Annotated in this window: 24 protein-coding genes, 5 pseudogenes and 1 riboswitch; of the genes and pseudogenes, 18 read left to right on the forward strand and 11 right to left on the reverse strand. The window is 72.7% G+C overall.

What is annotated here, in order from left to right:
* Positions 1-107 precede the first annotated feature (107 nt).
* A riboswitch (cobalamin riboswitch) is annotated at positions 108-235 on the reverse strand.
* 147 nt (positions 236-382) lie between these two features.
* Positions 383-616, reverse strand: a complete 234-nt coding sequence (locus tag NEH16_RS24865; RefSeq protein ID WP_073968391.1) for a hypothetical protein — start codon at positions 614-616, stop codon at positions 383-385.
* Between the two features lie 32 nt (positions 617-648).
* Positions 649-1,914 carry an inorganic phosphate transporter gene (locus tag NEH16_RS24870; RefSeq protein WP_073968392.1) on the reverse strand — a complete coding sequence of 422 codons (1,266 nt, stop codon included), beginning with the start codon at positions 1,912-1,914 and terminating at the stop codon, positions 649-651.
* 132 nt (positions 1,915-2,046) lie between these two features.
* On the opposite strand from NEH16_RS24870, the gene NEH16_RS24875 reads away from it, so the two are divergent.
* From NEH16_RS24875 to NEH16_RS24885, 3 genes and pseudogenes are all read left to right on the forward strand, one after another.
* Positions 2,047-2,706, forward strand: coding sequence for a class II aldolase/adducin family protein (locus NEH16_RS24875; RefSeq protein WP_265545042.1), 660 nt, complete (start codon positions 2,047-2,049; stop codon positions 2,704-2,706).
* A 60-nt stretch (positions 2,707-2,766) separates the two neighbouring features.
* Positions 2,767-3,893: pseudogene (locus tag NEH16_RS24880) on the forward strand (alpha/beta hydrolase).
* 184 nt (positions 3,894-4,077) lie between these two features.
* Positions 4,078-5,382, forward strand: coding sequence for a hypothetical protein (locus NEH16_RS24885; protein WP_265547372.1), 1,305 nt, complete (start codon positions 4,078-4,080; stop codon positions 5,380-5,382).
* Positions 5,383-5,597: 215 nt separating this feature from the next.
* On the opposite strand, the gene NEH16_RS24890 is transcribed toward NEH16_RS24885, so the two are convergent.
* Complete coding sequence (locus NEH16_RS24890; protein WP_073968396.1) at positions 5,598-6,005, reverse strand: VOC family protein; 408 nt, start codon at positions 6,003-6,005, stop codon at positions 5,598-5,600.
* 72 nt (positions 6,006-6,077) lie between these two features.
* A pseudogene (ypfJ, locus tag NEH16_RS24895) lies at positions 6,078-6,964 on the reverse strand (KPN_02809 family neutral zinc metallopeptidase).
* A 245-nt stretch (positions 6,965-7,209) separates the two neighbouring features.
* On the opposite strand from ypfJ, the gene NEH16_RS24900 reads away from it, so the two are divergent.
* The 3 genes from NEH16_RS24900 to NEH16_RS24910 all read left to right on the forward strand — a co-directional run bounded on the left by NEH16_RS24900 (position 7,210) and on the right by NEH16_RS24910 (position 10,254).
* Positions 7,210-8,808, forward strand: a complete 1,599-nt coding sequence (locus NEH16_RS24900) for an ABC-F family ATP-binding cassette domain-containing protein (RefSeq protein WP_073968398.1) — start codon at positions 7,210-7,212, stop codon at positions 8,806-8,808.
* Positions 8,809-9,127: 319 nt separating this feature from the next.
* Positions 9,128-9,349, forward strand: coding sequence for a helix-turn-helix domain-containing protein (locus NEH16_RS24905; RefSeq protein WP_018518904.1), 222 nt, complete (start codon positions 9,128-9,130; stop codon positions 9,347-9,349).
* Between the two features lie 113 nt (positions 9,350-9,462).
* Positions 9,463-10,254, forward strand: a complete 792-nt coding sequence (locus NEH16_RS24910) for an enoyl-CoA hydratase/isomerase family protein (RefSeq protein WP_265545047.1) — start codon at positions 9,463-9,465, stop codon at positions 10,252-10,254.
* Positions 10,255-10,310: 56 nt separating this feature from the next.
* Here NEH16_RS24910 and NEH16_RS24915 read toward each other — a convergent pair whose 3' ends face one another.
* Complete coding sequence (locus NEH16_RS24915) at positions 10,311-11,021, reverse strand: hypothetical protein (RefSeq protein ID WP_265545049.1); 711 nt, start codon at positions 11,019-11,021, stop codon at positions 10,311-10,313.
* A gap of 93 nt (positions 11,022-11,114) precedes the next feature.
* Here NEH16_RS24915 and NEH16_RS24920 point away from each other — a divergent pair, with 93 nt between their 5' ends.
* From NEH16_RS24920 to amaP, 5 genes are read left to right on the forward strand one after another with little or no spacing between them, the layout of a single operon-like run.
* Entirely contained in the window at positions 11,115-11,597 is a 483-nt protein-coding gene (locus NEH16_RS24920; RefSeq protein WP_073968401.1) for an Asp23/Gls24 family envelope stress response protein, read from the forward strand.
* A 33-nt stretch (positions 11,598-11,630) separates the two neighbouring features.
* Positions 11,631-11,822, forward strand: coding sequence for a hypothetical protein (locus NEH16_RS24925; protein ID WP_018104700.1), 192 nt, complete (start codon positions 11,631-11,633; stop codon positions 11,820-11,822).
* Complete coding sequence (locus NEH16_RS24930; RefSeq protein ID WP_073968402.1) at positions 11,819-12,181, forward strand: Asp23/Gls24 family envelope stress response protein; 363 nt, start codon at positions 11,819-11,821, stop codon at positions 12,179-12,181. Before NEH16_RS24925 ends, NEH16_RS24930 begins: the two co-directional genes overlap by 4 nt.
* Positions 12,178-12,864 carry a DUF6286 domain-containing protein gene (locus tag NEH16_RS24935; RefSeq protein ID WP_073968403.1) on the forward strand — a complete coding sequence of 229 codons (687 nt, stop codon included), beginning with the start codon at positions 12,178-12,180 and terminating at the stop codon, positions 12,862-12,864. The genes NEH16_RS24930 and NEH16_RS24935 overlap by 4 nt, the downstream gene beginning before the upstream one ends.
* On the forward strand, positions 12,861-13,448 hold the full coding sequence (gene amaP / locus NEH16_RS24940; protein ID WP_073968404.1) for an alkaline shock response membrane anchor protein AmaP: 588 nt from the start codon (positions 12,861-12,863) through the stop codon (positions 13,446-13,448). The genes NEH16_RS24935 and amaP overlap by 4 nt, the downstream gene beginning before the upstream one ends.
* Before the next feature lie 53 nt (positions 13,449-13,501).
* On the opposite strand, the gene NEH16_RS24945 is transcribed toward amaP, so the two are convergent.
* The 5 genes and pseudogenes from NEH16_RS24945 to NEH16_RS24965 all read right to left on the reverse strand — a co-directional run bounded on the left by NEH16_RS24945 (position 13,502) and on the right by NEH16_RS24965 (position 18,329).
* Positions 13,502-14,257, reverse strand: a complete 756-nt coding sequence (locus NEH16_RS24945) for an SDR family oxidoreductase (protein WP_073968405.1) — start codon at positions 14,255-14,257, stop codon at positions 13,502-13,504.
* A gap of 4 nt (positions 14,258-14,261) precedes the next feature.
* Positions 14,262-16,087, reverse strand: a pseudogene (locus tag NEH16_RS24950) (glycoside hydrolase family 15 protein).
* A gap of 62 nt (positions 16,088-16,149) precedes the next feature.
* Complete coding sequence (locus NEH16_RS24955) at positions 16,150-16,953, reverse strand: SURF1 family cytochrome oxidase biogenesis protein (RefSeq protein WP_265545051.1); 804 nt, start codon at positions 16,951-16,953, stop codon at positions 16,150-16,152.
* A gap of 71 nt (positions 16,954-17,024) precedes the next feature.
* A complete protein-coding gene (locus tag NEH16_RS24960; protein ID WP_026171732.1) occupies positions 17,025-17,258 on the reverse strand; it encodes a hypothetical protein in 234 nt (77 codons plus the stop codon).
* A gap of 63 nt (positions 17,259-17,321) precedes the next feature.
* Complete coding sequence (locus NEH16_RS24965; protein WP_073968408.1) at positions 17,322-18,329, reverse strand: DEDDh family exonuclease; 1,008 nt, start codon at positions 18,327-18,329, stop codon at positions 17,322-17,324.
* 82 nt (positions 18,330-18,411) lie between these two features.
* On the opposite strand from NEH16_RS24965, the gene NEH16_RS24970 reads away from it, so the two are divergent.
* From NEH16_RS24970 to NEH16_RS24985, 4 genes and pseudogenes are all read left to right on the forward strand, one after another.
* The gene (locus NEH16_RS24970; RefSeq protein ID WP_265545054.1) at positions 18,412-19,125 is read left to right on the forward strand and encodes a VIT1/CCC1 transporter family protein; all 714 of its coding nucleotides are present in this window, start codon (positions 18,412-18,414) and stop codon (positions 19,123-19,125) included.
* A gap of 174 nt (positions 19,126-19,299) precedes the next feature.
* Positions 19,300-20,199: a sterol desaturase family protein gene (locus tag NEH16_RS24975; protein ID WP_073968413.1), complete on the forward strand. Its 900-nt coding sequence runs from the start codon at positions 19,300-19,302 to the stop codon at positions 20,197-20,199.
* Positions 20,196-20,855, forward strand: a complete 660-nt coding sequence (locus tag NEH16_RS24980) for a lysoplasmalogenase (protein ID WP_265545056.1) — start codon at positions 20,196-20,198, stop codon at positions 20,853-20,855. Before NEH16_RS24975 ends, NEH16_RS24980 begins: the two co-directional genes overlap by 4 nt.
* A 21-nt stretch (positions 20,856-20,876) precedes the next feature.
* Positions 20,877-21,919 (forward strand): annotated as a pseudogene (locus NEH16_RS24985) (zinc-dependent alcohol dehydrogenase family protein).
* A gap of 46 nt (positions 21,920-21,965) precedes the next feature.
* Here the strand turns inward: NEH16_RS24985 and NEH16_RS24990 are convergent.
* Positions 21,966-23,504, reverse strand: a complete 1,539-nt coding sequence (locus NEH16_RS24990; protein WP_265545059.1) for a S8 family peptidase — start codon at positions 23,502-23,504, stop codon at positions 21,966-21,968.
* A gap of 287 nt (positions 23,505-23,791) precedes the next feature.
* Here NEH16_RS24990 and NEH16_RS24995 point away from each other — a divergent pair, with 287 nt between their 5' ends.
* The 3 genes and pseudogenes from NEH16_RS24995 (at position 23,792) to moaA (ending at position 26,925) form a co-directional block, all read left to right on the forward strand.
* On the forward strand, positions 23,792-24,157 hold the full coding sequence (locus NEH16_RS24995; protein ID WP_073968417.1) for a DUF485 domain-containing protein: 366 nt from the start codon (positions 23,792-23,794) through the stop codon (positions 24,155-24,157).
* Complete coding sequence (locus NEH16_RS25000; protein WP_073968418.1) at positions 24,154-25,785, forward strand: solute symporter family protein; 1,632 nt, start codon at positions 24,154-24,156, stop codon at positions 25,783-25,785. Before NEH16_RS24995 ends, NEH16_RS25000 begins: the two co-directional genes overlap by 4 nt.
* Positions 25,786-25,936: 151 nt before the next feature.
* A pseudogene (moaA, locus tag NEH16_RS25005) lies at positions 25,937-26,925 on the forward strand (GTP 3',8-cyclase MoaA).
* The last annotated feature ends 7 nt before the right edge of the window (positions 26,926-26,932 follow it).

Here is a 26,932-nt window from a genome sequence, read left to right on the forward strand (position 1 = left end):
CCGGAGTCCGCCGACAGGGGCTGTGGGGAGAGGGGCGCACGGCAGCCGGGCATGGCGGTATGTCCTCACTCAGGGTCCGCGCCCTGGTTCGACGTGACGGCGACAGGAGTCTCCTGGCTTCCGGATCGGCGGATTCCCCCGGTCTTCCAGCCCGCTCGCGCGGGCCGTGACGTGCGGTGGGGGACCGCTCCCCGGTGACAGTGGCGGGACCGCGCCGGATTCGCACCGGCTTCCTCTGCTGTCGCCGTAATGGCTCCGGCAGTCCACCACGCCCCGCGAACGCCCGTCAACTCGCCGTTGACCTGCGACGGCACGGTGTGGGCGGACGCACATCGGGCCGGGCGCACACGGGGTGCGTCCGGCCCGATGGGGCGGTGATGCGTCAGGCGACGATGAGATAGATGCCGTACGCGACCGCCGCCGCGCACAGCCCGAAGCAGACGTACGCCCCGGCCCGCGCCAGCAGGACCGATCCGCCCGCCGGACCGCCCCCGGCGGCCGTTTCCGGCTGCTTGGAGAGGCCGACGATGCCGAGCGTGAAGAGGCCCACCAGGGCGACGGTGGTGACGAGGGAGACGCCGAAGACGGTGCCCAGAGCTGCCCAGTCGATGTTCATACGGGGTGTCCTTAGCGGAGTACCGGGGTCTGTCAGACCGTGGCGGGTCGGGCCGGATCGGCGGCGACGGATGCGGCGGGCGCCGGAATGGTGGCGGCGAGGTCGTGCGCCACGGTGGGCGGCGGGCTCACGGCCGCGATGGCCTGGGTGACGACGCCCGCGGGCTCGGCCGGGGCCGTGTCCTCGGTGCCGGGCGCGACATCGCCGTGGCCGACGGGCTTGCGGCGCGACAGCACCCAGATCGCCCCCGAGCCGGCGACCAGGAGGGCCGCGACGACCACGACGCCCCAGGTGCCCTGCTTCGTCAGGAACTCGGCGCCCGCCCCGACCAGACCGGCGGCCGGCAGGGTCAGGCCCCAGGCGACGAACATCCGGGTGGCGGTGGACCAGCGGACCACGCCCCCGGACCGGCCGAGGCCCGCGCCCATCACGGCCCCGGAGCAGGACTGCGTGGTGGAGAGGGAGAAGCCGAGGTGCGAGGAGGCCAGGATGACGGTGGCCGCGCTGGTCTGGGCGGCGAAGCCCTGCGGGGGCTTCAGCTCGGTCAGGCCGCTGCCCATGGTGCGGATGATCCGCCAGCCGCCGAGGTACGTGCCGAGCGCGATGGCCAGGCCGGCGCTGACGATGACCCAGACCGGCGGGTTGGAGCCGGGGGAGAGGACGCCGCCGGTGACCAGGGCCAGGGTGATGATGCCCATCGTCTTCTGCGCGTCGTTGGTGCCGTGCGCGAGCGAGACGAGCCCGGCCGAGGCGATCTGCCCCGCCCGGTAGCCCTTGGCGGTGGCCTTCTCCTGGGCGTCGTTACGGATCTTCCCGCCGATCCGGTACGTGAGCCTGGTGGCCAGGAGCGCGGCCACACCGGCCACGATCGGGGCGGCGACGGCGGGCAGCAGCACCTTGGTGACGACGGTGCCGCCGTTGACCGACGACCAGCCGGCGGACATCACCGCGGCGCCGATGAGGCCGCCGAACAGTGCGTGGGAGGAGCTGGACGGAAGCCCGACCAGCCAGGTCAGAAGATTCCACAGGATGGCGCCGACGAGCGCCGCGAAGATGACCTCGGTTCTGAGGCCGTCCTCGTTGACGATCCCGCCGGAGATCGTCTTGGCGACCTCCACGGACAGGAACGCGCCGACCAGATTGAGAACGGCGGACATCGCGACCGCCGTCTTGGGTTTGAGTGCGCCGGTCGAGATGGTCGTGGCCATCGCGTTGGCGGTGTCGTGGAAACCGTTCGTGAAATCGAACACTAGAGCTGTCACGATCACTATCGCGAGCAGCAGCGTGATGTGTTCCATTTACCCAGGCAATCGTTCGACGTCATTGGCAGGTGGAACGTAGGCAACTTGAGTGAACGGAAGATGAACTGAGCAGGGCGCTGCGGTGACCCCCTGGGCGGCGGCCGGGCGGGGCCCGGAAAGGATCTTGGGATGAGTGACGGACGGCACGACGCGATCGCCCGTGGATGGGAGGCGGTCGTCGCCACGGCACGCCGCACCGCGGCCGAGGGACTGGTCGTCGGAACCTCCGGAAACGTCTCGCTGCGGGTCGGCGACACGGTGCTGGTCACACCCAGCGGAGTGCCGTACGACCGGCTGCGCCCCGAGGACCTGACCGGCGTCGATGCGGAAGGCAACCAGACCTTCGGAACACTGGCCCCCACCAGCGAACTTCCCCTCCACCTCGCCGTCTACCGGAACACCGACGCGAGGGCTGTCGTGCACACCCACGCGGTCCACGCCACCGCCGTCTCCACCCTCGTCGCCGAGGTCCCCCCGGTCCACTACGCCGCCGCGATGCTCGGCGGCACGGTCCGCGTCGCCCCCTACGCCCGGTACGGCACGCCCGAACTCGCCGCGAACATGCTCGCCGCCCTCCGCGACCGCACCGGCTGCCTGCTCGCCAACCACGGCACCGTCACCTACGGCACCACCCTCGACCAGGCATACGACCGCACCGCCCAGCTCGAATGGCTCTGCCACGTCTGGCTCACCGCGAGCGCCGTGCCCGGCCGCACCCCGGCCCTGCTCTCGGAGACCCAGCTCGGCGAGGTCCGGGAGGCGCTGAAGGGCTACGGGCAGCACGGCTGAGGCGGCACCGTACGGCCCCGCCCACTGGCATCGCGGCGCCCGGACCGCGAGACTGTTCGTGTGCGCCCGGTTACCGCGACGGCAGCGGCCGTCACCACACTCATCGGCGCCGGCGCGGCAGCGGTCGCGGCCGGCCGGTTCGCCGGCGACGTCGCCCTCAAGACGCCGCCCGGACGACCGCTCCCCGCCGACCGCGAACTCACCGTCCACGCGACGGCCGCCGGGCAGGTCACCCTGACCCGGTCCCTCACCTCGCTGCGCCCCGGCACGTACGGGCTGACCGGCAAGGACGTCCACGCCGTCGTCGGCCCCGTCCTCGACCGGGCCCACCAGGCCGCCGACACCGTCGTGCGCCGACTGGAACGCGTGGACCACGGCATCCTCGCCCCCGGCGACAAGGTCCGCCTCACGCCCCAGGTGTACAGCGGCGACCCCGGCAGCGCGCTGGGCCTGGCCTTCCGCGAGGTGCGGATCCCCGGCGAACTCGGCGAACTGCCCGCCTGGTACGTCCCGGCGCCCCGGCCCACCTGGGTCATCACCGTCCACGGCATCGGCGCCACCCGCGAGCACCCGCTGAACCTCCTCGGCTTCCTGCACGGCCAGCAGCTGCCCGTGCTCGACCTCGCCTACCGGGGCGACCCGGGCGCCCCCCGCTCCCCGGACGGGCTCGGCCACCTCGGCGAGTCCGAGTGGCGCGACCTGGACGCCGCGATCCGCTTCGCCGTCCGGGGCGGCGCCGAGCAGGTCATCCTGTACGGCTGGTCCACCGGCGCGTCCATGGCGCTGCACGCCTGCGTCGGCTCCGCGCTCCGCGACCGGATCTCCGGCCTCGTCCTCGACTCGCCCGTGCTGGACTGGTCCGACACGCTGCGCGGCCTGGCCGCCGCACGCGGGGTCCCCGCCGCGCTGCTGCCGCTGGCCGTGCGCGCCGCCCAGGGGCAGACCGGACTGCACGGCACCTCTCTCCTGGACACCTCGGTCCCGGTGACCCTGCACGTCCCCACGCTCGTGGTGCACGGCCCCGACGACACCCTGGCCCCTGGATCCACTCCCGCCGGCTCGCCGCCGCCCGCCCCGACCTGGTCGCCCTGCACACCGTGGACCGCGCTCCGCATGCGGCGATGTGGAACGCCGACCCGGCCCGCTACGAGGAGACCCTGCGCCGCTTCCTCACGCCCCTGATGTGAGGTGATGCGCCGGTTCGGCCGATTGGTCCCCGGCGCCGCGCGGGCCCGCCAACGCCGTTGACCCGGGTTCCGTTTGGGCTTTCGGGCCGTCAGGGGCAAGACTGCTCCCGTGACGTCCCGTACCCCGCGCGACTCCAGGCTGCGTCTTGTCCGCCCGCGACCCCTCGCCACCGCCCGAAGGGCCGTGACCACCCGGCGCACCAGGCCCGCGCCGCGCCCGCCCGAGGGCACCCCACCCCGGGCGGAGCTGGCCCGCCAGGCCCGGACGGTCCTCGCCGACGCCGTACGCATCGCCCGCTGGGCGGCCGACGGGGCGGCCCCCGGCACCACACCGCCGGCCGCCCTCGAACACGCCGCCGCCGCGCTGGACATCTCCCCGGAGCAGGTGCGCTCCGGCTGGGACCGGGCCCGGCTCGCCGGGCTGGTCGAACTCCACGGCGACACCGCGCGGCCCGGCTGGCGGCTGCGCGCCTGGGACCGGGACGACTCCGCGGTGCTGCGCGGCTGGGTCGCCCTCTTCGACGCCTGGTCGCTCGTGCACCCCGCGCCCCGGGGCATCGAGTCCACCGCCGTCGCGGAAGCGGTCGAGGCGGTGCCCCAGGTCCTCTCGCTGCTCCAGCTCTCGGCCGGCCCGGTCACCGTGCCGGCACTCCTCGACCTCCTCGGCCAGCGCGTCGCCGAGCTCCACGAGGAGCGCTGCGAGGTGCCGTACGGCCCCGAGCCGCTGCCCGCCCCCGCCGAACCGGCGCCCACCGCGCACCCCCCGGCGCTCGTCGCCCGGCTGCTCGACTGGGCCCTGGAGGGCCTGGCCGACGTCGGGGCGCTCACCCTCGGCACGGGCCAGGCCACGCTGACGCCGCTCGGCAACTGGGCGGTCTGGGTCAAGCTGGAACAGATCTGCGTCGCCGCGCAGAGCCCTGCCGGCAACATCGAGCAGGCCGCCGCCGACATGCTCCTCGGCTGCGCCCGCCTCACCCCCGGACCCGCCCGCGCCGAGTACCGGGCCTGGCTGGCCGCCCGCCCCGTCGGGAGCGCCGTCGCCGAACTGCTCGACGTCGCCCGGGGCGAGGACGCGTTGCTGCGCGGGCTCGCCTTCGAGGCCCTGCGCGTGGTCGGCGCCCCCGCGGAGCCCGAGGTCCGGGCCGTCCTGACGGACCCGTCACTGCGCCCGTACGCGCTGCTGTGGCTCGCCGAGTACGACGGCAGGGACCCCGAGGACGCTCAGGAGGTCCTCAGCCGCGAGGAGGCGACATGGCTCTGGGTCGACACGGCGGCGGCCGTCGCCGACCACGGTGAGACGGGCCTCCTGGTCCGCCACCTCGACTCGGCGGTCCAGGGCACGGTCCCGGCCCTCCTGGACGAGGTCCGCGCCGTCGGCCACCCCCGCACGGTCCAGGTCCTGGTGGCCCTGGCCGCGGCCCACCCGGACCCGGCCCTGGCCAAGGCGGTCCGCAAGGCGGCCTTCCAGGTCCACACGGGCGGCTCGTAACGCGGGGGCGCTGCCCCCGCACCCCCGCTCCTCAATCGCCGGAGGGGCTTGATTCTGCCGCTGCCGTCGCACACCCGCGACGAAAACCCAGCCCCGCCAGCGCATGAGGCGGCGCGAAACCCAGCCCCGCCGGCGTTTGAGGCGCGGGGTCCGGGGCGGAGCCCCGGTTCGGGAAGGGGCGGGTAGGGGACAAGGCCCGCCGCAGGCGCCCCGCCTCAGCCTGCCGCCCCCGGCGCATACGTGCCGAAGCTCCACACGTTCCCCTCCCCGTCCCGCGCCATGTAGTCCCGAGACCCGTACGACTGATCCGTCGGCGGCATCAAGATCTCCACCCCGAACTCAACCGCCCGCGCATGATGCGCATCCACGTCCCCCACCACCACGTACACCCCCGCAGGCCCCGCCCCGGCCATCGCCCGGGCGAACACCCCCTCCCGCCCCCGCGACCCCAGCATCACCCTGCCGTTCCCGCACGACAGCTCCGCATGCACCACCGAGCCGTCGTCCCCCTCGTACACCGCCTCCGCGACGAACCCCAGCCCCTCCGTCAGCAACCGGATCGCGCCCTTCGCGTCGTCGTAGAGGAGCGTCGGGTACACCGTCGCCACACCCGTCTCCGCCATCGCGCTCAGCCCCTTCGTACGTACGACTTGTGTGATCCAGGTCTCATTTTCGCACCGGCCACCGACAACAGCTCAGCGGAACGTGTCGCAATCCCCCATGTCCCCGCTCCGGAACCCCGTGGTGAACCACTCCTGCCGCTGCGCCGCGGACCCGTGCGTCCAGGACTCCGGCGTGACCCGCCCCTGGAACCGCTCCTGGATCCGGTCGTCCCCGACCGACGCCGCCGCGTCCAGGCCGTCCCGGATGTCCGCCCGGGTGACCTCGGTGATCAGCGGCCGCCCGGTCGACTCGTCCGGCGTGGTCGTCGCGTGGTGCGCCCAGACCCCGCGTAGCAGTCCGCCTGGAGCTCCACCCGGACCGCGTTGCTGTTCTCGCCGGTCCGCCCGTCCTGGGTCCGGCCCAGCGTCCCCAGCTGGTTCTGGACGTGGTGGCCGTACTCGTGGGCGACGACGTACGCCTGCGCGAACGGCCCGCCGCTCGACCCGAACTTCGTCCGCAGCTCGTCGAAGAACCCCAGGTCGAGGTAGACCTGCCGGTCACCGGGGCAGTAGAACGGCCCCACGGCCGAGGTCGCGGAGCCGCACGCCGTGCCGACCCGGTCGGTGAACAGGACGGTCCGCGCCGTCGCGTACCGCGCGTCGCGCCGGGTGAACTCCTGGTCCCAGTAGTCCTGCACGCTGTTGACCACCGCGACGATCCGGCAGTCGTCCTTCGTGTTGGCGTCCCGCCCGGTCCGGCACTCCCGCGCCACCTGCCCCGCCGAGGAGGCGGTCGCCGTCGGCGAGTCGCCCGACGAGAGCCCGAGCTGATCCGGGCCCACCCCGAAGAAGAGGCCCAGGATCAGCGCGATCACCCCGGCGATGCCCCCGCCCACCGTGGCCCGGCCGCCCGGGAGGCGGCTGCCGCGTGCGTCCCTGACCTCCGACGTGTCCAGACCGGCGTCGTCGTCGAACTGCATCGCACACCCTCCGCCACGGATCACGGTCCCTCCGCCGAGTATCCGGTCATACGCCCCGTCATGCCCTGTTCACGTCCTGCGCCCGTGCGGGCGCCCCGGTACGGGAGCACGCGGAAAAGTCGTTGGACACCGCCAGTAGACTGGTTTCCATGGCAGTTCTCCTTGTGCGTGTGCGTGAGTAGCGGCGTCGATCCGTCACCACCCGTCGTTCCTCCGCCCTCCCTTCCGCCCTGGAGTACCTCCCCGTGATCACCGCCTCCGGCATCGAGCTGCGCGCCGGCGCCCGTCTGCTCATCGAATCCGCCAGCTTCCGCATCGCCAAGGGCGACCGCATCGGCCTCGTCGGCCGCAACGGAGCCGGCAAGACCACCCTCACCAAGTGCCTCGCGGGTGAGGGCGTCCCCGCCGCCGGCACCATCACCCGCTCCGGCGAGGTGGGCTACCTCCCGCAGGACCCCCGCACCGGGGACCTCGACGTCCTGGCCCGGGACCGGGTCCTGTCCGCCCGCGGCCTCGACGAGATCCTGCGCAAGATGCGGGAGAACGAGGACCGGATGGCGAACGGCAAGGGCGCCACCCGCGAGAAGGCGATGAAGAAGTACGAGCGCCTGGAGACGGAGTTCCTCACCAAGGGCGGTTACGCCGCCGAGGCCGAGGCCGCCACCATCGCCGCCGCGCTCAGCCTGCCCGACCGGGTCCTCGGCCAGCCGCTGCACACCCTCTCCGGCGGTCAGCGCCGCCGCGTCGAGCTGGCCCGCATCCTCTTCTCGGACGCCGACACGCTGCTCCTGGACGAGCCGACCAACCACCTCGACGCGGACTCGATCGTCTGGCTGCGCGACTACCTCAAGACCTACCGCGGCGGCTTCGTCGTGATCTCCCACGACGTCGAGCTGGTCGAGACCGTCGTCAACAAGGTGTTCTACCTCGACGCCAACCGCTCCCAGATCGACGTCTACAACATGGGCTGGAAGCTCTACCAGCAGCAGCGCGAGGCCGACGAGAAGCGCCGCAAGCGCGAGCGCCAGAACGCCGAGAAGAAGGCCGCCGCCCTCAACGCGCAGGCGGACAAGATGCGCGCCAAGGCGACCAAGACCGTCGCCGCGCAGAACATGGCCAAGCGCGCCGACCGGCTGCTGTCCGGCCTGGACGAGGTCCGGGTCGCCGACAAGGTCGCCAAGCTGCGCTTCCCCGACCCCTCGCCGTGCGGCAAGACCCCCCTGATGGCCGAAGGGCTCTCCAAGTCCTACGGCTCGTTGGAGATCTTCACCGACGTCGACCTGGCCATCGACAAGGGCTCCCGCGTCGTCATCCTCGGCCTCAACGGCGCCGGCAAGACCACGCTGCTGCGGCTCCTCGGCGGCGCCGAGAAGCCCGACACCGGCCGCGTCGTGGAGGGCCACGGCCTCAAGCTCGGCTATTACGCCCAGGAGCACGAGACCCTGGACCCGGACCGCACGGTCCTGGAGAACATGCGCTCCGCCGCGCCCGACCTGGACCTCGTCGCCGTCCGCAAGACGCTCGGCTCGTTCCTCTTCTCCGGGGACGACGTGGACAAGCCGGCCGGGGTGCTCTCCGGCGGCGAGAAGACCCGGCTGGCCCTGGCGACCCTGGTCGTCTCCTCCGCCAACGTGCTCCTGCTCGACGAGCCCACCAACAACCTGGACCCGGCCAGCCGCGAGGAGATCCTCGGCGCGCTGCGCACGTACAAGGGCGCGGTCGTTCTCGTCACGCACGACGAGGGCGCGGTCGAGGCCCTTCAGCCGGAGCGGATCATCCTGCTCCCGGACGGCATCGAGGACCTGTGGGGTGCGGACTACCGGGACCTGGTCGCCCTGGCCTGATCCCCCGGACTGGATCATTCGGCCTACCCGAGATCCGTCATCTGTGTGAGTACGTCTCATACCTCGGCGCGGCGCCCGGCAGATAGCTGCCGGGCGCACCCATTTACGCCCCCCTGCCCGTGCGGGCCCTGACCTGGACGTTCCTCCCCGGGCGCTCGCCCGACGCCCCTCCCGACCTGTTGGAATGAGGCATTCCGGTCGCACCGGCGCACTCCCGGGGCGCGAATCCGGTCGCAGAGACCTTGCCGAATGGGTGGCCAGGAAGCGTCCGAGGGGTGATCATGAGAGTCCAGAGCGCACTTCCCATGAGGAGGCACGGGTGGCCGAGACTCTGAAGAAGGGCAGCCGGGTGACCGGCGCCGCGCGCGACAAGCTCGCGGCAGACCTGAAGAAGAAGTACGACTCCGGTGCGAGCATCCGGGCGCTGGCCGAGGAAACGGGCCGCTCCTACGGATTCGTCCACCGGATGCTCAGCGAATCCGGCGTGACGCTCCGCGGACGCGGCGGCGCCACACGAGGCAAGAAGGCCGCGACGGCCTGACGGGAGTTCCCTGGTCCGGGTGCGCCCACCCGGTCGGCCGCAGCGCCGATCCGGTGGTTACTGTTCAGTCACTTAGCTTCATGTGCTGACTGCACCCGAACCGGAGGCCCCGTATGACCTCGCTCGACTCCGTGCTCGACCAGGACGGCGTACGACTCACCGTCGACGACGCGGTTGCCACGGTGACCCTCACCAACCCGGCGAAGCGCAACGCCCAGTCTCCCGCTCTGTGGCGGGCGTTGACCGAGGCCGGACGGGCCCTGCCCGGCAATGTGCGGGTCGTCGTGCTGCGCGCCGAAGGCGTGTCGTTCTCCGCCGGGCTCGACCGCCAGGCGTTCACCCCCGAGGGATTCGACGGCGAGCCGTCGTTCCTCGACATGGGGCGCGGCCCGGAGGGAGAGCTCGACGCGCTGATCGCCGAGTACCAGGAGGCGTTCACCTGGTGGCGCCGCAACGACATCGTGTCGATCGCGGCCGTCCAGGGCCACGCCATCGGTGCGGGCTTCCAGCTGGCCCTCGCCTGTGACCTGCGCATCGTCGCCGATGACGTCCAGTTCGCCATGCGCGAGACCAGCCTCGGCCTGGTGCCCGACCTCACCGGCACGCACCCCCTGGTGCACCTCGTCGGGTACGCCCGGGCGCTGGAAGTCTGCGCCACCGGCCGCTACGTCCACGCCGATGAGGCGGAGCGCACCGGCCTGGCCAACCTCGTCGTGCCCGCCGCCGAGCTCGAAGGCGCCGCGCGCGACCTGGCCGGCGCCCTGCTGGCGGCCCCGCGCGACGCCGTCATCGAGACCAAGGCCCTGCTCGGCGGTGCCGTCTCGTGTACGTACGAGGAGCAGCGCGCCGCCGAACGGGCCGCGCAGGGCCGCCGCCTCCGCGATCTGGCGAGCGCCCTCGGCTGACGTACGGGCGGGCCGGAGCCGCGACGCGCCCTCCGGCCCGTCTCCGTACCAGGGGCTCAGTCCGCCGTGCCGTCCTCCGCGACCGCCGTGACCAGCACCGCGACCGGGGGACGCCCCTCGGCCGCCTCCGTCACCGCCGCCCGCACCGCCCGGGCCACGTCCAGCGCGCGGTGACCGCTCTCCGTCGCCAGCTCGACGCGCACATGGTCCTCGCCCGTCCGCACCGCCGGGCCCAGCACCCCGGTCAGGGCCGCAACGCCGGGCACCGAGGCGGCGGCCCGCCCCGCCGCGTTCTCCGGGTCCACCGGGCGCACCTCCGCCGGCTCCGGTTCCACCCGTTCGGGCGAGCCGTCGAGCAGCCCCGTCACCCGCAGGTCCACCTCGGACACCACCAGGCCGAGCCGGCGCGCGGCGGCCGACAGAAGGGCCGCGCGCAACGCGTCGGCGGCTGCGGGCAGGGGCCGGTCGGCCGTCGCGGTCATCGTCGCCTCGATTCGTAGGGGTCCCGGCGCCAGTGCGCTCGGGGGCGGGGGCACCTGTGCGGCGGGGGCCGAGTCCGGGTCGGCCACGGCGATCCGCAGCGCGCCGAGGACCGCGCCGGGCTCCGGACCCGCCACCGCCCGGCGCAGCACCGCGACCGCCGCCCGCTCCGCGATCCAGGCGCCGTCCGCCGGGCCGCCCAGAGGGAGCAACCGGCCCAGCGAAAGCCGTTGCCGTACCGCAGCCGTCCACGCGTGGGCCCTGTGCGGGCCGTCAGCCGTCGTCATGACCACCAGACTGCCGTATCCACGGCGCGAGTCGGGGCAAGCGCCCTTAATGTGGGCGAAGTAGTCACATCTGCCCCGAAGGGAAGAGCGGCGATGACCGAGACCCCACAGCGGAACCGGCCCGAGAATTCCGACAGCAACGCCTCGGGCGGCAGCAGCCTCACCAAGCGCGGCGGAGGCGACCCCGGCACCCGCGGCCGTACGACCATCGCGGACGGAGTGGTCGAGAAGATCGCCGGAATGGCCGCACGCGACGTCGTCGGGGTGCACGCGATGGGCAGCGGCCTGTCCCGCACGTTCGGCGCGGTCCGCGACCGGGTCCCCGGCGGCTCCAAGTCCGTCACCCGGGGCGTCAAGGCCGAGGTCGGCGAGACCCAGACCGCGCTGGACCTGGAGATCGTCGTGGACTACGGCGTGTCGATCTCCGACGTCGCCCGCGATGTACGGGAGAACGTCGTCGCCGCCGTCGAGCGCATGACCGGCCTGGAAGTGGTCGAGGTCAACATCGCCGTCAGCGACGTGAAGCTGCCCGACGAGGACGACGATGACGACGAGTCAGAGTCCCGCGTCCAGTAGTCCCGGCGTCCCCGAGCGGTTGAGGAGCACACGATGAGCATGGCTGTGGCCGGTCTGCTGGCCGGCATGGCACTCGGATTCGCCGGATACTTCGGCGGGTTCGGAGCCTTTGTGCTGGTGGCCGCCCTCGGAGCGGTCGGCTTCGTCGCCGGCCGCTTCGTCGACGGCGACCTGGAACCCGGCGACTTCTTCCGCAGTCGCGAGCGCGGCGACCGACGGCGGTGACGGCGGTGTCGGGGGCGAGCGGCCCGGTCGCGGCCGGGGAGCGCGGAGAGACGCGGATCGCCGACCGGGTGGTCGCGAAGATCGCCGCGCAGGCGGCCAAGGAGGCGGTCGACGCCGCCCCGAAGGAGGCGGCGTCGCCGCGTGCCACGGTCACCGTGCACCGCGACACCGCCCGCGTACGGGTGAGTCTGGAGCTGGGATATCCCACGGACATCGGCCACCAGTGCGGTGCCGTGCGTCGGCGGGTCGCCGAGCGGGTAAAGGCGTTGGCGGGGATGGAGGTGCCCGAAGTGGCCGTCCAGGTCGAACGCCTGCATCCCACCGGAGCGAGCCTGGCGGCACAGGGGAGGATTCGATGACCGAGCCCCACGACCCGGACGACGGCACGCGGCGACCACCGGAGGCCGGGGCGGTGGAACACGGCAGTGTCCTCGCGCTCGACCAGTCGGCTTCCTCCGCGGCCTACGACCCCGTGCCCGACAAGGAACGGCCCGAGGGCGGCGCGGGGCGCTTCTGGTCCGCCCGCCGCATCCCCGCGGGCATCGTCGCCGCGGTGGTCCTCGGCGCGAGCGGCCTGCTCCTCTACGACGTGTCCGCGGTCCGCGCCGGACACCCCGCGATGCAATGGCGCCGCACCCTGGCGGACGAACTCGCCACGCGGAAGCTCGACGACGTCTGGGTGCTGACCGGCGCCTCCGTCGCGGCCGCCCTCGGGCTCTGGCTGCTGCTCCTCGCGCTCACCCCCGGGCTGCGCGACCTGCTGCCGATGCGCCGCGAACACACCGACGTGCGCGCCGCGCTCGACCGGACGGCGGCGGCCATGGTGCTGCGCGACCGGGCCGTCGAGGTGGCCGGCGTCCAGTCGGTCCGGGTCCGCATGGGCCGGAGCAAGGTGGGAGTGCGTGCCCTCTCGCACTTCCGGGAACTGGACGACGTGCGGGCCGACCTGGACACCGTGCTCTCCACAGGCATCCGGGAACTCGGACTCGCCAGGCAGCCGCGCCTGTCGGTCCAGGTCCGCCGGCCGGCGAAGAAGGGGTGAACGGCGTGCTCAGGACCGTCAACCGGGTACTGCTGGGGCTGGCCGGACTGGTGCTGCTCTGCGTGGGCGGCGGGGTGCTCGCCGCGGCGGCGGGCCTCTCCGTGCCGTCCTGGTGGCCCTGGTACGGCAAGAACGACGTGCTGCTCAGCGAGGCGGACCGGGACCGCTGGCGCGGCGAGGGCTGGTGGTGGCCGACCGTGATCGCGGTCCTCGCCGTCCTCGTGGTCCTCGCCCTGTGGTGGCTCCTCGCACAGTTCCGCCGCGCCCGGCTGAACGAGGTGCTGGTGGACAGCGGCGACGGCGAGGGCGCCCTGCTGCGCGGCCGCGCCCTGGAGGGGGTGCTCGCCGGGGAGGCGGACGCCCTGGACGGGGTCGCCCGCGCCCAGGTCACCCTGACCGGCAAGCGCTCCGCCCCGGCCGCCCGGGTCCGGATGCTGATGGAGCCGCACGCCGCCCCCGACGAGGCGCTGAGGCGGCTGAGCGACGAGGCGCTGGCCCACGCCCGGGACTCCGCGGGGCTGGCCCGGCTGCCCGCCGAGGTCCGGCTCAAGGCCGTCAAGCACCGGGCCGCGCGGGTGAGCTGACGGCGGTGCGGTGGCGCGGGTCCCCGCGCCACCGCCGTATCACCGGGTGGGGCTCAGAAGCCGTGCCGGTGGCCGCCGTCGACCGGCACCATGATGCCCGTCAGATACGAGGCGGCGGGGGAGAGCAGGAACGCGGCCGTGCGGCCGAACTCCTCCGGGGTGCCGTAGCGGCGCAGCGGGATGTTCGCCTCGTTGGCGGTACGCGCCTTCTCCGCGTCGCCCGACAGCGCGTCCAGCTCCCGCACCCGGTCCGTGTCGATCCGGGCCGGCAGCAGGCCCACCACCCGGATGCCGCGCGGGCCCAGCTCGTCTGCCATCGACTTGGCGACACCGGCCAGGCCGGGGCGCAGCCCGTTCGAGATGGTCAGCCCGGGAATCGGCTCGTGCACGGAGCCGGAGAGCACGAAGCCGATGACCCCGCCCTCGCCGAGCGCCGCGGCGGCCGCCCTGGCCAGCCGTACCGCGCCCAGGAAGACGGACTCGAAGCCCGCCTGCCACTGCTCGTCGGTGTTGTCCGCGATCCCGCCCGGCGGCGGACCGCCGACGCTGATGAGGATGCCGTCGAGCCGGCCCAGGCCCTCCCGGGCGGCCTCCACCAGCCGTTCGGCCGACGCCGGGTCGGCGTTGTCGGCGGCCAGACCGACGGCGTCCGGGCCCAGGTCGGCGGCGGCCTGCTGGGCGCGCCGCTCGTCCCGGCCGGTGATGACCACTTTCGCGCCGTCCGCCACCAGGGCCCGCGCGGTGGCGTAGCCGAGCCCGCGCGTCGCTCCGGTGACGATGTACACACGGTCCTTCAGTCCAAGATCCATGGCCCTATCCTGCCGTGCCGCCCCCGGCATCCTCCTCGGCGGCCCGTGCTTCGGCCGGCTGCGCCTCGGCGAGCGCGACCGCCGTGCCGACCAGGCCGATGTGGCTGAACGCCTGCGGGAAGTTGCCGAGCTGGCGCCCGCCCGCCGTGTCGTACTCCTCGGCCAGCAGGCCCACGTCGTTGCGCAGGGCGAGCAGCCGCTCGAACAGCTCCGTGGCCTCCTCGGCGCGCCCGGTCATCCGCAGGGCGTCCGCCAGCCAGAACGAGCAGGCCAGGAAGGCGCCCTCGCCGCCCGGCAGCCCGTCGATCGAGCCGCCGTCCGTGCTGTAGCGGCGCACCAGGCCGCCGCTGCCCAGCTCCTCGCGCACCGCGTCCACCGTGCCGATCACCCGGGGGTCGTCCGGGGGAGGAAGCCGGTCCGGGGGATCAGGAGCGTCGCGGCGTCCAGCTCCCGGGAGCCGTACGACTGGGTGAAGGTGTTGCGCACCGGGTCGTAGCCCTTCTCGCACACCTCCCGGTGCACGGCGTCCCGCATGGCGCGCCAGCGGTCGGCGTCCCCGGCCAGCGAGGGGTCCTCCTCCAGGCTGCGCACCGCCCGGTCGGCCGCGACCCAGGCCATCACCTTGGAGTGCACGAAGTGGCGCCGCTGCCCGCGGATCTCCCACAGGCCCTCGTCCGGTTCGCGCCAGGTGGACTCCAGGAACCCCAGCAGGCTGAGCTGGAGGCTCCAGGCGTGCGGCTTGTCGTCCAGGCCCGCGTCCCGGGCCAGCCGGAGCGAGTCGATGACCTCCCCGTACACGTCCAGCTGGCGCTGGCGCACCGCCGCGTTGCCGATGCGGACCGGGGCGGAGTTCTCGTAGCCGCGCAGCCACGGCAGCTCGGACTCGGGGAGCCTGCGCTCGCCGGCCAGCCCGTACATGATCTGGAGGTCCGCCGGGTCCCCGGCGACCGCGCGCAGCAGCCAGTCCCGCCAGGCGGCGGCCTCCTCCAGATAACCGGCCGAGATCAGCGCTCCGAGGGTGAGCGTGGAGTCCCGCAGCCAGCAGAAGCGGTAGTCCCAGTTCCGTACGCCGCCGATCTCCTCCGGGAGCGAGGTGGTCGGGGCCGCCACGATGCCGCCGGTCGGGCCGAAGGTGAGCGCCTTGAGGGTGATCAGCGAGCGGATCACGGCATCCCGGTACGGCCCCTCGTACTTGCAGTGGGCGGACCACTCCGTCCAGTCGGTCAGGGAGTTCTCCAGCGCCTGGTACGGGTCGACCAGCTTGGGCCGGGGCGAGTGCGAGGGGTGCCAGGTCAGCACGAAGGCCACCTTCTCGCCCTCGGACACGGTGAAGGACGAACAGGTGGAGAACTGCTGGCCCCACGTCTTGACCGGCGGTTCGCTGCGCAGCCAGGCGGAGTCCGGCCCGGCGACGGCGACCCGGTGGCCGTCCGAGCGGCGCATCCAGGGCACGATGGACCCGAAGTCGAAGCGCAGCCGGATCACGGACGACATGTCGACGGTGCCGCTGACTCCCTCGACGATCCGCATCACGTCCGGCTCCTTGTCGCGCTGCGGCATGAAGTCGATGACCTTGACGGTGCCGGTGCGCGTCTCCCAGTACGTCTCCAGGACGAGGGAGTCGCCCACGTAGCCACGCCGGGTGCAGGTGTCCGCGCCCTTGGGCGCGATCCGCCAGTGGCCGTTGTCCTCGTCGCCGAGCAGCGCGGCGAAGCAGGCGCCCGAGTCGAAGCGGGGCAGGCACAACCAGTCGACAGAACCGTTTTTGCCGACCAGGGCCGCGGTCTGGAGATCGCCGATGAGGGCGTAGTCCTCGATGCGTGGTGTCACGTTCAGGCGTCTTCCCGAACCCGGCCCCCGTTAAGCAGACCGTGTGCCGGGAGAGGCGGGAGTCACGCCTGGGCGGGCTCGGGGTCCGGTGCCGCGTCCTCGGCCGCGGCCGCCTGTGCCGCCGCGACCCGGTCGCGCTTCTCGCGCCGGGCCAGGACCACGAAGCCCACCGGGACCCCGGCGGCGAACAGCCACCACTGCACGGCGTAGGCCATGTGCGGGCCGATGGAGCTGTCGTCGGGGGCCTCGATCGGCTCGGGCGAGCCGTTCTTCGGGGCCGGGGAGGTCAGCTCGATGTAGCCGCCGAGCACCGGGCGGTCGAGCAGCCGGGCCTGCTGGGCGCTGTTGATGAGCATCACCTGACGGTCCGGAAGGTCCGAGATGTCCTTGATGCCGCTCGCGCCGGTCGTCTCGTCGGCCTTGAGTCGCCCGGTGACGGTCACCTCGCCCTTCGGGGCGGCCGGTACGTCGGGGAAGGCGTGCTGGTCGTCGGCGGAGGGGACCCAGCCCCGGTTGATCAGGACCGTCCCGCCGCCCTTGAGGTCGAACGGGACGAGTACGTGGACGCCGATGGAGCCGTCGGTGGCGGTCCTGCGGCGGACGACGACCTCGTGCTTCTCGTCGAAGGTCCCGGTGGCCGTCACGGTGCGCCAGTAGTCCGAGCGCGGAACGGTGTGGCCGGGGGAGGTGAGCGCGGACACGGCGACCGGGTCCGCCTTCAGATTGCGCGAGATCAGGGCGTTCTGCGCGACCTTGTGCTCGTGCCGGTGCAGCTGCCAGAAACCCAGCTCGATCATCGTGGGGATGAGGACGAGCGAGAGGAGGGCGAGGATCAGCCACTGCCGGGTCATCAGGAAGCGGTACACCCCACGACGGTACAACCGGCCGCGGGGTGTCTCGCGCACGGGGTGGCCGAAGGGGTGGCCGCCCGGTGCCCTCAGACGCGGTCCACGATGCCCACCTTCCCCTCCGCGCGGGCGCAGTGCCCGCCGCAGAACCAGTGCCCGTCGACCTCGACGCCCTGGCCGATGACCTGGACCCGGCAGTGCTCGCAGATGGGCGCCATGCGGTGGATGGCGCAGGCGAAGCAGTCGAAGACGTGCACCGCGCCCTGCGCGTGCACCTCGAAGGACATCCCGTAGTCGTTTCCGCAGACCTCACAACGTGCCATGCGCCACAGGGTGGGACGCGGAGGCGGCGGCGGGCGGTCGGCGGGCGGCGAGTCGCCCCCGGTTCACTCCGATGACGGCGTGGGCGCCGGCACCTTCGCGACGGCCGGGGCGACGTCCCGCAGGAGATGCGTGAAGGCGCTCTCGTCCAGGATCGGAGTGCCGAACGCCTTCGCCTTCACCGTCTTCGACGTCGCCGAGTCCGGGTCGTTGGTGACGAGCAGGCTGGTCAGCCGGGAGACGCTGGTCGCGACGTGCAGCCCCGCCTCCACGGCCCGGTCCTCCAGCAGTTCGCGGTCGACCGAGGTGTCCCCGGAGAACGCCACCCGCATGCCCTGCTTGAGCGGTTTGTCCTTCTCGTACCGTCCCGGGTTCGGATACGGGCACGCCGGACGCTTCCGCGAGGCGCGCCAGGTGCCGTGTCCCCCGTACGAGGACGAGGAGCCGGTCCGCGGCGTCACCGGCGAGTGGGACCACTCGGTCAGCGGCCGGCACTCGAGGAGCGGCAGCCGCACCCCGTCCCGCGCCGCCGCGTGCAGGCTCGGGCGGAACGCCTCGGCCAGCACCCGCGCGTCGTCCAGCGCGTGGTGCGCGTGCTGCTGGACCACGCCGAAGTGCTCCGCGAGGGACGCCAGCTTGTGGTTGGCCAGCGGCAGCCGCAGCTCCTTGGCCAGCGCGATGGTGCACAGCCGCTGCCGCACCGGGGCGGTGACCGAGGCGCGCGCGTACTCCCGCGCCAGCATCGACCAGTCGAACGCGGCGTTGTGCGCGACGAGCACCCGGTCCGCGAGCCGTTCGGACAGCTCGGCGGCGATCTCCGGGAACAGCGGCGCCCCTTCCAGCACGTCACTCGTCAGCCCGTGGATCCACACCGGACCCGGATCGCGCTCCGGATTGACCAGCGTGTACCAGTGGTCCTCGACCTCGCCCCGCGCGTCCAGGCGGTAGACGGCAGCGGACACTATCCGGTCGTCCCGGGCGAGCCCGGTGGTCTCCACGTCGACAACCGCGTACCCCTGCGGGTAGGCGGCGGGCCACGGTGCTGCGGTCTGCGGGTCGTCGAGCATGGTCACAGAGAATACGGGCCGTGTCGGACAGTCCCCTATTCGGTGTGCGCGCGCGCCCGGTGGCGGCGCGAGGTGAGACCATCCCGGGATGACGCGAGCGCCGGAGCACGACGAACCCCACGGTGCCGGGCTGGGTGCCCGGCTCAACTGGCTGCGGGCCGCCGTGCTCGGGGCGAATGACGGTGTGGTGTCCACCGCCGGGCTCGTCGTCGGTGTCGCCGGCGCCACCGACGACCGGGGCGCCCTGTTGACGGCCGGGCTGGCCGGGCTGCTCGCCGGGTCGCTGTCGATGGCGGCCGGGGAGTACGTCTCGGTGTCCACCCAGCGCGATTCGGAGAAGGCCGCGCTGGCCATGGAGCGGCGGGAGCTCCAGGAGACCCCGGAGGCGGAACTCGCCGAGCTGACCGGCCTGTTGGAGGGCAAGGGGCTGAGTCATGACGTGGCCCGGGAGGCCGCCGTCCAGCTCACCGAGCGCGATGCGCTGCGCGCCCACGCGGAGGTCGAACTCGGCATCGACCCGGACGACCTCACCAACCCCTGGCACGCGGCGGGCGCCAGCTTCCTCGCGTTCACGGTCGGCGCCCTGCTGCCGCTGCTGGCGATCGTGCTGCCCCCGGCCACCGCACGGGTGCCGGTGACCGTGCTCTCAGTCCTCGTGGTGCTGGCGGTGACGGGCTGGTGGAGCGCCCGCCTGGGCGCGGCGGCCCCGGGCCGGGCGGTGCTGCGCAACATGGGCGGGGGAGCGGTGGCCATGGCGGTGACGTACGTGGCGGGACATCTGCTGGGGGCGGCGGGGGTCTAGGGCCTGTCCGGCGGATCAGGGTCGGGTAGGGCGCGAAGCAACGCAACTTCCAATCCCTGCACGGTAGTTTCTCCCGCCCTGTCGGAAGTCGCCAAAGAGCGCTGGCCGCAGGTCTCGCATACTTGTTGGTAACAACATCTGGCCCCCGGCCGACCCCGGCCCTACCGTGCAGGCATGCCGACGAACCTGCCCGACGTAGTGCTCTGGTCCATACCGGCCTTCGTCCTGCTCACCGTCCTGGAGATGGCGCTGCACCACTTCCATCCCGACGAGGACGCCGCCGGGTACGAGGCGAAGGACGCCGCCACCAGCATCACCATGGGGCTGGGCAGTCTGGTCTTCGACCTGATGTGGAAAGTGCCCATCGTCGCCCTCTACACCGCGGTGTACGAGCTGACGCCGCTGCGCGTCCCGGTCCTGTGGTGGACGGTCCCGCTGATGCTGCTCGCGCAGGACTTCTTCTACTACTGGTCCCACCGCGGCCACCACGTCATCCGCATCCTGTGGGCCTGCCACGTCGTCCACCACTCCAGCGAGAAGTTCAACCTCTCCACCGCGCTGCGCCAGCCCTGGACCTCGCTGACCTCCTGGCCGTTCTATCTGCCGCTCATCGCGTGCGGGGTGCACCCGGCGGCGCTCGCGTTCTGCTCGTCGGCCAACCTCGTCTACCAGTTCTGGGTGCACACCGAGCGGATCGACAAGCTGCCCCGGCCCTTCGAGTACGTGCTCAACACGCCTTCGCACCACCGCGTGCACCACGCCTCGCAGGGCGGCTACCTCGACCGCAACTTCGGCGGCATCCTCATCGTGTGGGACCGCTGGTTCGGCTCGTACGCCGAGGAGACGGTGCGGCCGGTCTACGGGCTCACCAAGAACATCCACACGTACAACCCGCTGCGCGTCGCCACCCACGAGTACGCCGCCATCGCCCGGGACGTCCGCGCGGCGGGCGGCTGGGGCGAGCGGGCCGGGCGGATCTTCCGCGGCCCGGGCTGGAGGCCGGCCGAGACCCGGACCGCCCCGGCCCCCGCCCCCGCCCCCGTGGTCGCGCCCGCCCCGGAGGGCACCGCATGAACGAGCGGTACGCCCGGCCCCTGCTCGTCGCCTTCCTCGTCGCGTGCGCCGTCGACCTCGTCGGCGTACTCACCGGCCCCGACTGGCTCCACCTCGGCGCCAAGCCGCTCCTGATGCCGCTGCTCGCCGGGTACGCGTTCGCCCGGCGCGGGCCGGGGCTGCTGATCGCGGCGCTGCTGTGCGGCTGGGCGGGCGATGTGTTCCTGCTGATCGACTCCGACCCGGCGTTCCTCGTCGGGATGGCCGGGTTCGCCGCCGGGCACGTCTGCTACCTGGTGCTGTTCGGCCGGGCGCGCGGGGCGCTGGTCCCGGCGCTCGTGTACGCCGTCGTGCTCGTCGTCTTCGTCGCGCTGATCTGGGACGGGCTGCCGGGCGGGCTGCGGATCCCGGTGGCCGGGTACAGCCTGCTGCTGACCGCCATGGCGTACCGCTCCGGCGTCCTCGGCCGGTACGCGGCGACCGGCGGGGCCCTCTTCCTGCTCTCCGACGCGCTCATCGCCACCGGCATCGCGGACTGGCCGCAGCTCCCGGCCTCCGGCTTCTGGGTGATGCTCACGTACGTCGCCGCGCAGCTCCTGCTCACCCTGGGGGTGCTGGGCCCGGCCCGGCAGGAAGCCGGCCCGGGGGCGTACCGTGAAAGGAGTATCAGCATCTGAGATCGGCAAGGACCCCCACGCATGCGCGCCACCGTTATCCACGCCCCCACGACATCCGCGTGGAGGAGGTGCCCGACCCGGTGATCCAGCAGCCCACCGACGTGGTGCTGAGGGTCCTGCGGGCCTGCATCTGCGGCAGCGACCTGTGGGCCTACCGGGGTGAGTCCGCGCGGCAGCCGGGGCAGCGCATCGGCCACGAGTTCCTCGGGATCGTCGAGGAGGCCGGGGCCGAGGTGCGCGGCTTCTCCGCCGGGGACCTGGTCGTCGCCCCGTTCGTCTGGTCCGACGGCACCTGCGCGTACTGCGCCGAGGGTCTGACCACCTCCTGCCCGCAGGGCGGCTTCTGGGGCTCCGTGGGCTCCGACGGCGGGCAGGGCGAGGCCGTCCGCGTCCCCTTCGCCGACGGCACCCTGGTCGCCCTGCCCGCCGCAGCGGCCTCCGACGACCGGCTGCTCACCGGGCTGCTGGCCCTCTCCGACGTGCTCGGCACCGGCCACCACGCGGCGGTCGGCGCGGGCGTACGGGCCGGCTCGACCGTCGCCGTCGTCGGGGACGGGGCCGTCGGGCTGTGCGGCGTGATGGCCGCCAAGCGGCTCGGCGCCGAGCGGATCATCGCGCTCGGCCGGCACGCGGCGCGCACGGACATCGCCCGGGACTTCGGCGCCACCGACGTCGTCGCCGAGCGCGGCGACGCGGCGGTCGCGGCCGTACGGGAGCTGCTCGGCGGCGAGGGCGCGCACAGTGTGATCGAGGCCGTGGGCACCGAGCAGTCGATGCGCACCGCCGTCGGCATCACCCGGGACGGCGGGGCGATCGGTTACGTCGGCGTCCCGCACGGCAGCGGCACCGGGCTCGACCTCGGCGACATGTTCAACCGGAACATCGCGCTGCGCGGCGGGGTCGCCCCCGTGCGCACGTACATCCCGGAGCTGCTGCCCGACGTGCTGGACGGCACCATCGACCCCTCGCCCGTCTTCGACCTGTCCGTCGGGCTCGACGGCGTACCAGCCGGCTACAAGGCGATGGACGGGCGCACGGCGCTGAAGGTCCTCATCAAGCCGTGATCCGGCGGTCCGGGGGCGGCCGCGCGGGCGCCCCCGGACCCCCGTGTCACCAGCGCACGGCGTCCAGCGCGTCGACCACACCGGCCCCGTAGAAGCCGTTGCGGTTCTTGCCGCCCTCGCAGACCGCGTCGGCCGTGCCGTCGCCGTCGATGTCGTACGGCGCGTCGCACGCCTTCGCGTCCGCCTCCAGCGTCAGCAGCGCCTTGATGGCGGCGGGCGGCGCGTACGGGTGCTTCGACTTGATCAGGGCCACGACGCCGGCGACGTGCGGGGACGCCATCGACGTACCGGCCTTGTAGCCGTACTTGCCGCCCGGCAGCGTCGAGAGGATGAGGCCGCTCGTCGCCGGGGGCTCGGGCGTCTGGTAGATCGTCGAGTCCCCGCCGGGCGCGGCCACGTCGATGACCCCGTTCCCGTAGTTGGAGTACGACGCCTTCAGACCCTTCGCGCCCGTCGCCGAGACGGTGACGACGCCCGGGAGCATCGTCGGGATGTCCAGGCACTGGCGCGGGTCGACGGTCCGGCCGCCCGGGGTGGAGTCGTTCGGGCTGGTCGTGTCCTCGATGGAGTCCGCCGCCAGGTCCTCGGCGGAGTTCCCGGCGGCCGCGACGTTGACCGCGCCCTTCACCTCGGCGTACCGGGAGGCCCGGTACACGGCCTCGACCAGGGCGCCCTGGTCCGGGTCGTTCTTGCAGTTGTACATCCACGGGTCGGTGAAATAGCTGTTGTTGGTGACGTCGACCCCGTGGTCGGCCGCCCAGACGAAGCCGCAGACGATGGACTCGGTGTAGAAGAAGCCGTCCGGGTTGGCGACCTTGATGCCGGACACCTTCACGCCCGGCGCCACGCCCGTCACACCGATGCCGTTCTTCGCCGCCGCGATGGTGCCGGCGACATGGGTGCCGTGGTCGCTCTCGCCGGGGTTCGGACGCCAGGCGCCCTCCGTGGTGTCCGGGGCGCCCGACACGCAGTTCGCGGAGGCCGCCCGGTCGAAGTTGGGCGCGAGGTCCGGGTGGGTGTCGTCCACCCCGGTGTCGATGACCGCGACCGTCACCCGGGAGCTGCCCAGCGACTTCTGGTGGGCCTTGTCCGCCTTGATGGCCGGCAGGTCCCACTGCAAGGGCTCCATCGGGTCCTGGTCCGCCGTCGCCTTCGCCGCCGCGGCCTTCTCCTGCGCGGCCGTCAGGGGCTGCTCGACCCCGATGTCCTTGGTGGCCTGGGGCACGATCGGATTGGTGCGCGTGGCGCCCGCCGACTGGACGCCCCTGACCTTCCGGACCGTCTTCGCGAAGTCCGGGTTCTTCGAGTGGACGACGATGACGCCGATCCGGTCGTAGGCGATCACCACCGTGCCGCCGGCCCGTTCCACCGCCTTGCGCACCTGCTTGACGGTCCCCGGACCGCCCTGGGTGTTGACCACGTACGACAGTTCGGGTCCGTCCGCCGGTACCGCCGCCGCGGGGGCACCGTGCCCCGCCGGGGCGGCGGAGGCGGCACCCGCCGGCAGGAAGCCGAGCGAGGCGGTGAGGGCCAATCCGACGGGCAGCGTCAGTGCGCGCGTCCGTCCGGATCCCAGATGAGCCATGGGGTCTCCACTTCATCCGTGTCAGCCGACCGGACACGAGGCGTGTCCGGTCGCGTACATGACCAGTGAAGCTAGCGCCGATCATCCCGGCACATCAATCGATTCGCACGAACATGTGCACATCGGACCCCCCGAAGGGGTGACGGAGAGAAGGGGCGAACCCAAGTGAACCGCTTCGCCGCGCGTTGCGTGCCGTTGTCAGGGGAAGCGCACCACCACCCCCGAACACGAGGTCCCCAGTGCAACCGATCGTCCCCACCACCGCACCCGCGTCGCGAGGAGAATCCGTGGCTACCGATGCACCGCCGCCCGAGGGCGGTACGGAGAAGAGCCCTGCCCAGCCCACGACCGAGGCGTTCCTCGCGGAGCAAGGCAGCGCGGAGTTCGGCGAACTGCGCCGCTCCTACCGCTCGTTCGCCTTCCCGCTGACCGTCGCCTTCGTCCTCTGGTACCTGCTGTACGTGCTGCTCTCCAACTACGCGGGCGGCTTCATGGGCACCAAGGTCTTCAGCAACATCAACGTGGCCTTCGTCTTCGGCCTCGCCCAGTTCGTCACCACCTTCCTCATCGCCTGGTTCTACTCGCGCCACGCCAACGCGAAGCTGGACCCGAAGGCCGAGGCCATCAAGGACCGCATGGAGGCCGACGCATGAGCGCCGCGTACCACTCCCACACCGCCGTCACCCTCGCCGCCTCGTCCACCAGCGAGCACCGGCCGCTCATCATCACGCTGTTCGCGGTCTTCGTCGCCGCCACCCTCGGCATCACCGTCTGGGCCGGCCGCCAGACCCGCAGCGCCTCCGACTTCTACGCGGGCGGGCGGCAGTTCACCGCCTTCCAGAACGGACTCGCGGTCTCCGGCGACTACATGTCCGCCGCGTCCTTCCTTGGCATCGCCGGTGCCATCGCCCTCTTCGGCTACGACGGCTTCCTCTACTCCATCGGCTTCCTCGTCGCCTGGCTGGTGGCGCTCCTGCTCGTCGCCGAACCCCTGCGCAACTCGGGCCGGTACACCATGGGCGACGTCCTCGCCTACCGGATGCGCCAGCGCCCGGTGCGCACCGCGGCGGGCGTCTCCACCATCATCGTGTCGATCTTCTACCTGCTGGCACAGATGGCGGGCGCCGGAGCACTGGTCACCCTGCTCCTCGGCATCAGCAGCGACGGCGGAAAGATCCTCATCGTTGCGCTGGTCGGCGTACTGATGATCGTCTACGTCACCATCGGCGGCATGAAGGGCACCACCTGGGTCCAGATGGTCAAGGCCGTCCTGCTCATCGCAGGCGCCCTCCTGATGACCCTCATGGTGCTGTGGAAGTTCGACTTCAACGTCTCCGACCTGCTGGGCACCGCCGCCGAGAAGAGCGGCCACGGCTCCGCCTTCCTGGAGCCCGGACTGAAGTACGGCGCCACCGGCACCTCGAAGCTGGACTTCCTCTCCCTCGGCCTCGCCCTCGTCCTCGGCACCGCGGGCCTCCCGCACATCCTGATCCGCTTCTACACGGTGCCCACCGCCAAGGCCGCCCGTAAGTCCGTCAACTGGGCCATCGGCATCATCGGCGCCTTCTACCTGATGACCATCGCCCTGGGCTTCGGCGCCGCCGCGCTGATCGGCCCGAAGAACATCGCCGCGCCCGGCAACACCGCCGCCCCGCAACTCGCCGAATACCTCGGCGGCGTCGGCACCACCGGCGGCGCGATCATGCTCGCCGTCATCTCCGCCGTCGCCTTCGCCACCATCCTCGCCGTCGTCGCCGGACTGACCCTCGCCTCCTCGTCCTCCTTCGCGCACGACATCTACGCCAACGTCATCCGCAAGGGGCAGGCCACCGAGCAGGAGGAGATGAAGGCCGCCCGCTGGTCCACCGTCTTCATCGGCGCCGCCGCGATCGTCCTCGGCGTCTTCGCCCGCGACATGAACGTCGCCGGACTCGTCGCCCTCGCCTTCGCCGTCGCCGCCTCCGCCAACCTGCCGACGATCCTCTACAGCCTCTTCTGGAAGCGCTTCACCACCCGGGGCGCGCTCTGGTCGATCTACGGCGGCCTGGCCTCCTCCGTGATCCTGGTGCTGTTCTCGCCGGTCGTCTCGGGCAACGAGAAGTCCTCGATGTTCAAGGGCGTCGACTTCGCCTGGTTCCCGCTGGAGAACCCCGGCCTCATCTCCATCCCGCTCGGCTTCCTGCTCGGCTGGATCGGCTCGCTCCTGTCCAAGGAGGAGCCGGACAAGGGCAAGTACGCCGAACTGGAGGTCAAGTCCCTCACCGGCATCGGAGCGCACTGACCCGTGCCCGTACGAGGCCGCGTCGTAGGGTCCTACGACGCGGCCTCGCCGCACCTCGTGCCAAACGGGCCCCTCCGCCGCCACCGGTCTCGCGTAGGCTCGAAAGAGTCAGATACCGCGACCGGGAAGTCACCGGGGGAGGGGGCCCACCATGCTCATCGACACCTACGACCGGGTCGCCACCGACCTGCGCGTCTCGCTCACCGACCGGTGCAACCTGCGCTGCACCTACTGCATGCCCGAAGAAGGGCTGCAGTGGCTCGGCAAGCCCGACCTGCTCACCGACGACGAGATCGTCCGGCTCGTCCGCATCGCCGTCACCCGGCTCGGCGTCACCGAGGTCCGCTTCACCGGCGGCGAACCGCTGCTGCGCCCCGGCCTCGTCTCCATCGTCCAGCGGTGCGCCGAGCTGGACCCCCGCCCGAGGATGTCCCTCACCACCAACGGCATCGGACTCAAGCGGACCGCCGCCGCCCTCAAGGACGCCGGCCTCGACCGGGTCAACGTCTCGCTCGACACCCTGCGGCCCGACGTGTTCAAGACCCTCACCCGCCGCGACCGCCACCACGACGTGCTGGCCGGCCTGGAGGCCGCCCACGAGGCCGGGCTCACCCCCGTCAAGGTCAACACCGTCCTGATGCCGGGGCTCAACGACGACGAGGCCCCCGACCTGCTCGCCTGGGCCGTCGAGCACGGTTACGAGCTCCGCTTCATCGAGCAGATGCCGCTGGACGCCCAGCACGGCTGGAAGCGCGACGGCATGATTACTGCGGGCGACATCCTCGCCTCGCTGCGCACCCGCTTCGACCTCGCCCCCGAGGAGGACGGCGAGCGCGGCTCCGCCCCGCCGAGCGCTGGACCGTCGACGGCGGACCGCACCGGGTCGGCGTCATCGCCTCCGTCACCCGCCCCTTCTGCCGGGCCTGCGACCGCACCCGGCTCACCGCCGACGGGCAGGTCCGCACCTGCCTCTTCGCCCGCGAGGAGACCGACCTGCGCGGGGCGCTGCGCTCCGAGGCGCCCGACGAGGAGATCGCCCGCCTCTGGGAGCAGGCGATGTGGGGCAAGAAGGCCGGATCCGGCCTTGACGACCCGACGTTCCTCCAGCCCGACCGCCCGATGTCCGCGATCGGCGGCTGACCCCGCC

The sequence above is a fragment of the Streptomyces drozdowiczii genome (assembly GCF_026167665.1).
GTDB classification, from domain to species: domain Bacteria; phylum Actinomycetota; class Actinomycetes; order Streptomycetales; family Streptomycetaceae; genus Streptomyces; species Streptomyces drozdowiczii_A.

What these genes read in the sequence shown, in the direction of transcription:
- NEH16_RS24865 (WP_073968391.1), bottom strand. Translation starts at nt 616, where the DNA reads ATGAACATCGACTGGGCAGCTCTGGGCACCGTCTTCGGCGTCTCCCTC.
- NEH16_RS24870 (WP_073968392.1), bottom strand. Translation starts at nt 1,914, where the DNA reads ATGGAACACATCACGCTGCTGCTCGCGATAGTGATCGTGACAGCTCTA.
- NEH16_RS24875 (WP_265545042.1), top strand. Translation starts at nt 2,047, where the DNA reads ATGAGTGACGGACGGCACGACGCGATCGCCCGTGGATGGGAGGCGGTC.
- NEH16_RS24890 (WP_073968396.1), bottom strand. Translation starts at nt 6,005, where the DNA reads ATGGCGGAGACGGGTGTGGCGACGGTGTACCCGACGCTCCTCTACGAC.
- NEH16_RS24910 (WP_265545047.1), top strand. Translation starts at nt 9,463, where the DNA reads ATGACCTCGCTCGACTCCGTGCTCGACCAGGACGGCGTACGACTCACC.
- NEH16_RS24915 (WP_265545049.1), bottom strand. Translation starts at nt 11,021, where the DNA reads ATGACGACGGCTGACGGCCCGCACAGGGCCCACGCGTGGACGGCTGCG.
- NEH16_RS24920 (WP_073968401.1), top strand. Translation starts at nt 11,115, where the DNA reads ATGACCGAGACCCCACAGCGGAACCGGCCCGAGAATTCCGACAGCAAC.
- NEH16_RS24925 (WP_018104700.1), top strand. Translation starts at nt 11,631, where the DNA reads ATGAGCATGGCTGTGGCCGGTCTGCTGGCCGGCATGGCACTCGGATTC.
- NEH16_RS24935 (WP_073968403.1), top strand. Translation starts at nt 12,178, where the DNA reads ATGACCGAGCCCCACGACCCGGACGACGGCACGCGGCGACCACCGGAG.
- NEH16_RS24945 (WP_073968405.1), bottom strand. Translation starts at nt 14,257, where the DNA reads ATGGATCTTGGACTGAAGGACCGTGTGTACATCGTCACCGGAGCGACG.
- NEH16_RS24960 (WP_026171732.1), bottom strand. Translation starts at nt 17,258, where the DNA reads ATGGCACGTTGTGAGGTCTGCGGAAACGACTACGGGATGTCCTTCGAG.
- NEH16_RS24970 (WP_265545054.1), top strand. Translation starts at nt 18,412, where the DNA reads ATGACGCGAGCGCCGGAGCACGACGAACCCCACGGTGCCGGGCTGGGT.
- NEH16_RS24975 (WP_073968413.1), top strand. Translation starts at nt 19,300, where the DNA reads ATGCCGACGAACCTGCCCGACGTAGTGCTCTGGTCCATACCGGCCTTC.
- NEH16_RS24980 (WP_265545056.1), top strand. Translation starts at nt 20,196, where the DNA reads ATGAACGAGCGGTACGCCCGGCCCCTGCTCGTCGCCTTCCTCGTCGCG.
- NEH16_RS24990 (WP_265545059.1), bottom strand. Translation starts at nt 23,504, where the DNA reads ATGGCTCATCTGGGATCCGGACGGACGCGCGCACTGACGCTGCCCGTC.
- NEH16_RS25000 (WP_073968418.1), top strand. Translation starts at nt 24,154, where the DNA reads ATGAGCGCCGCGTACCACTCCCACACCGCCGTCACCCTCGCCGCCTCG.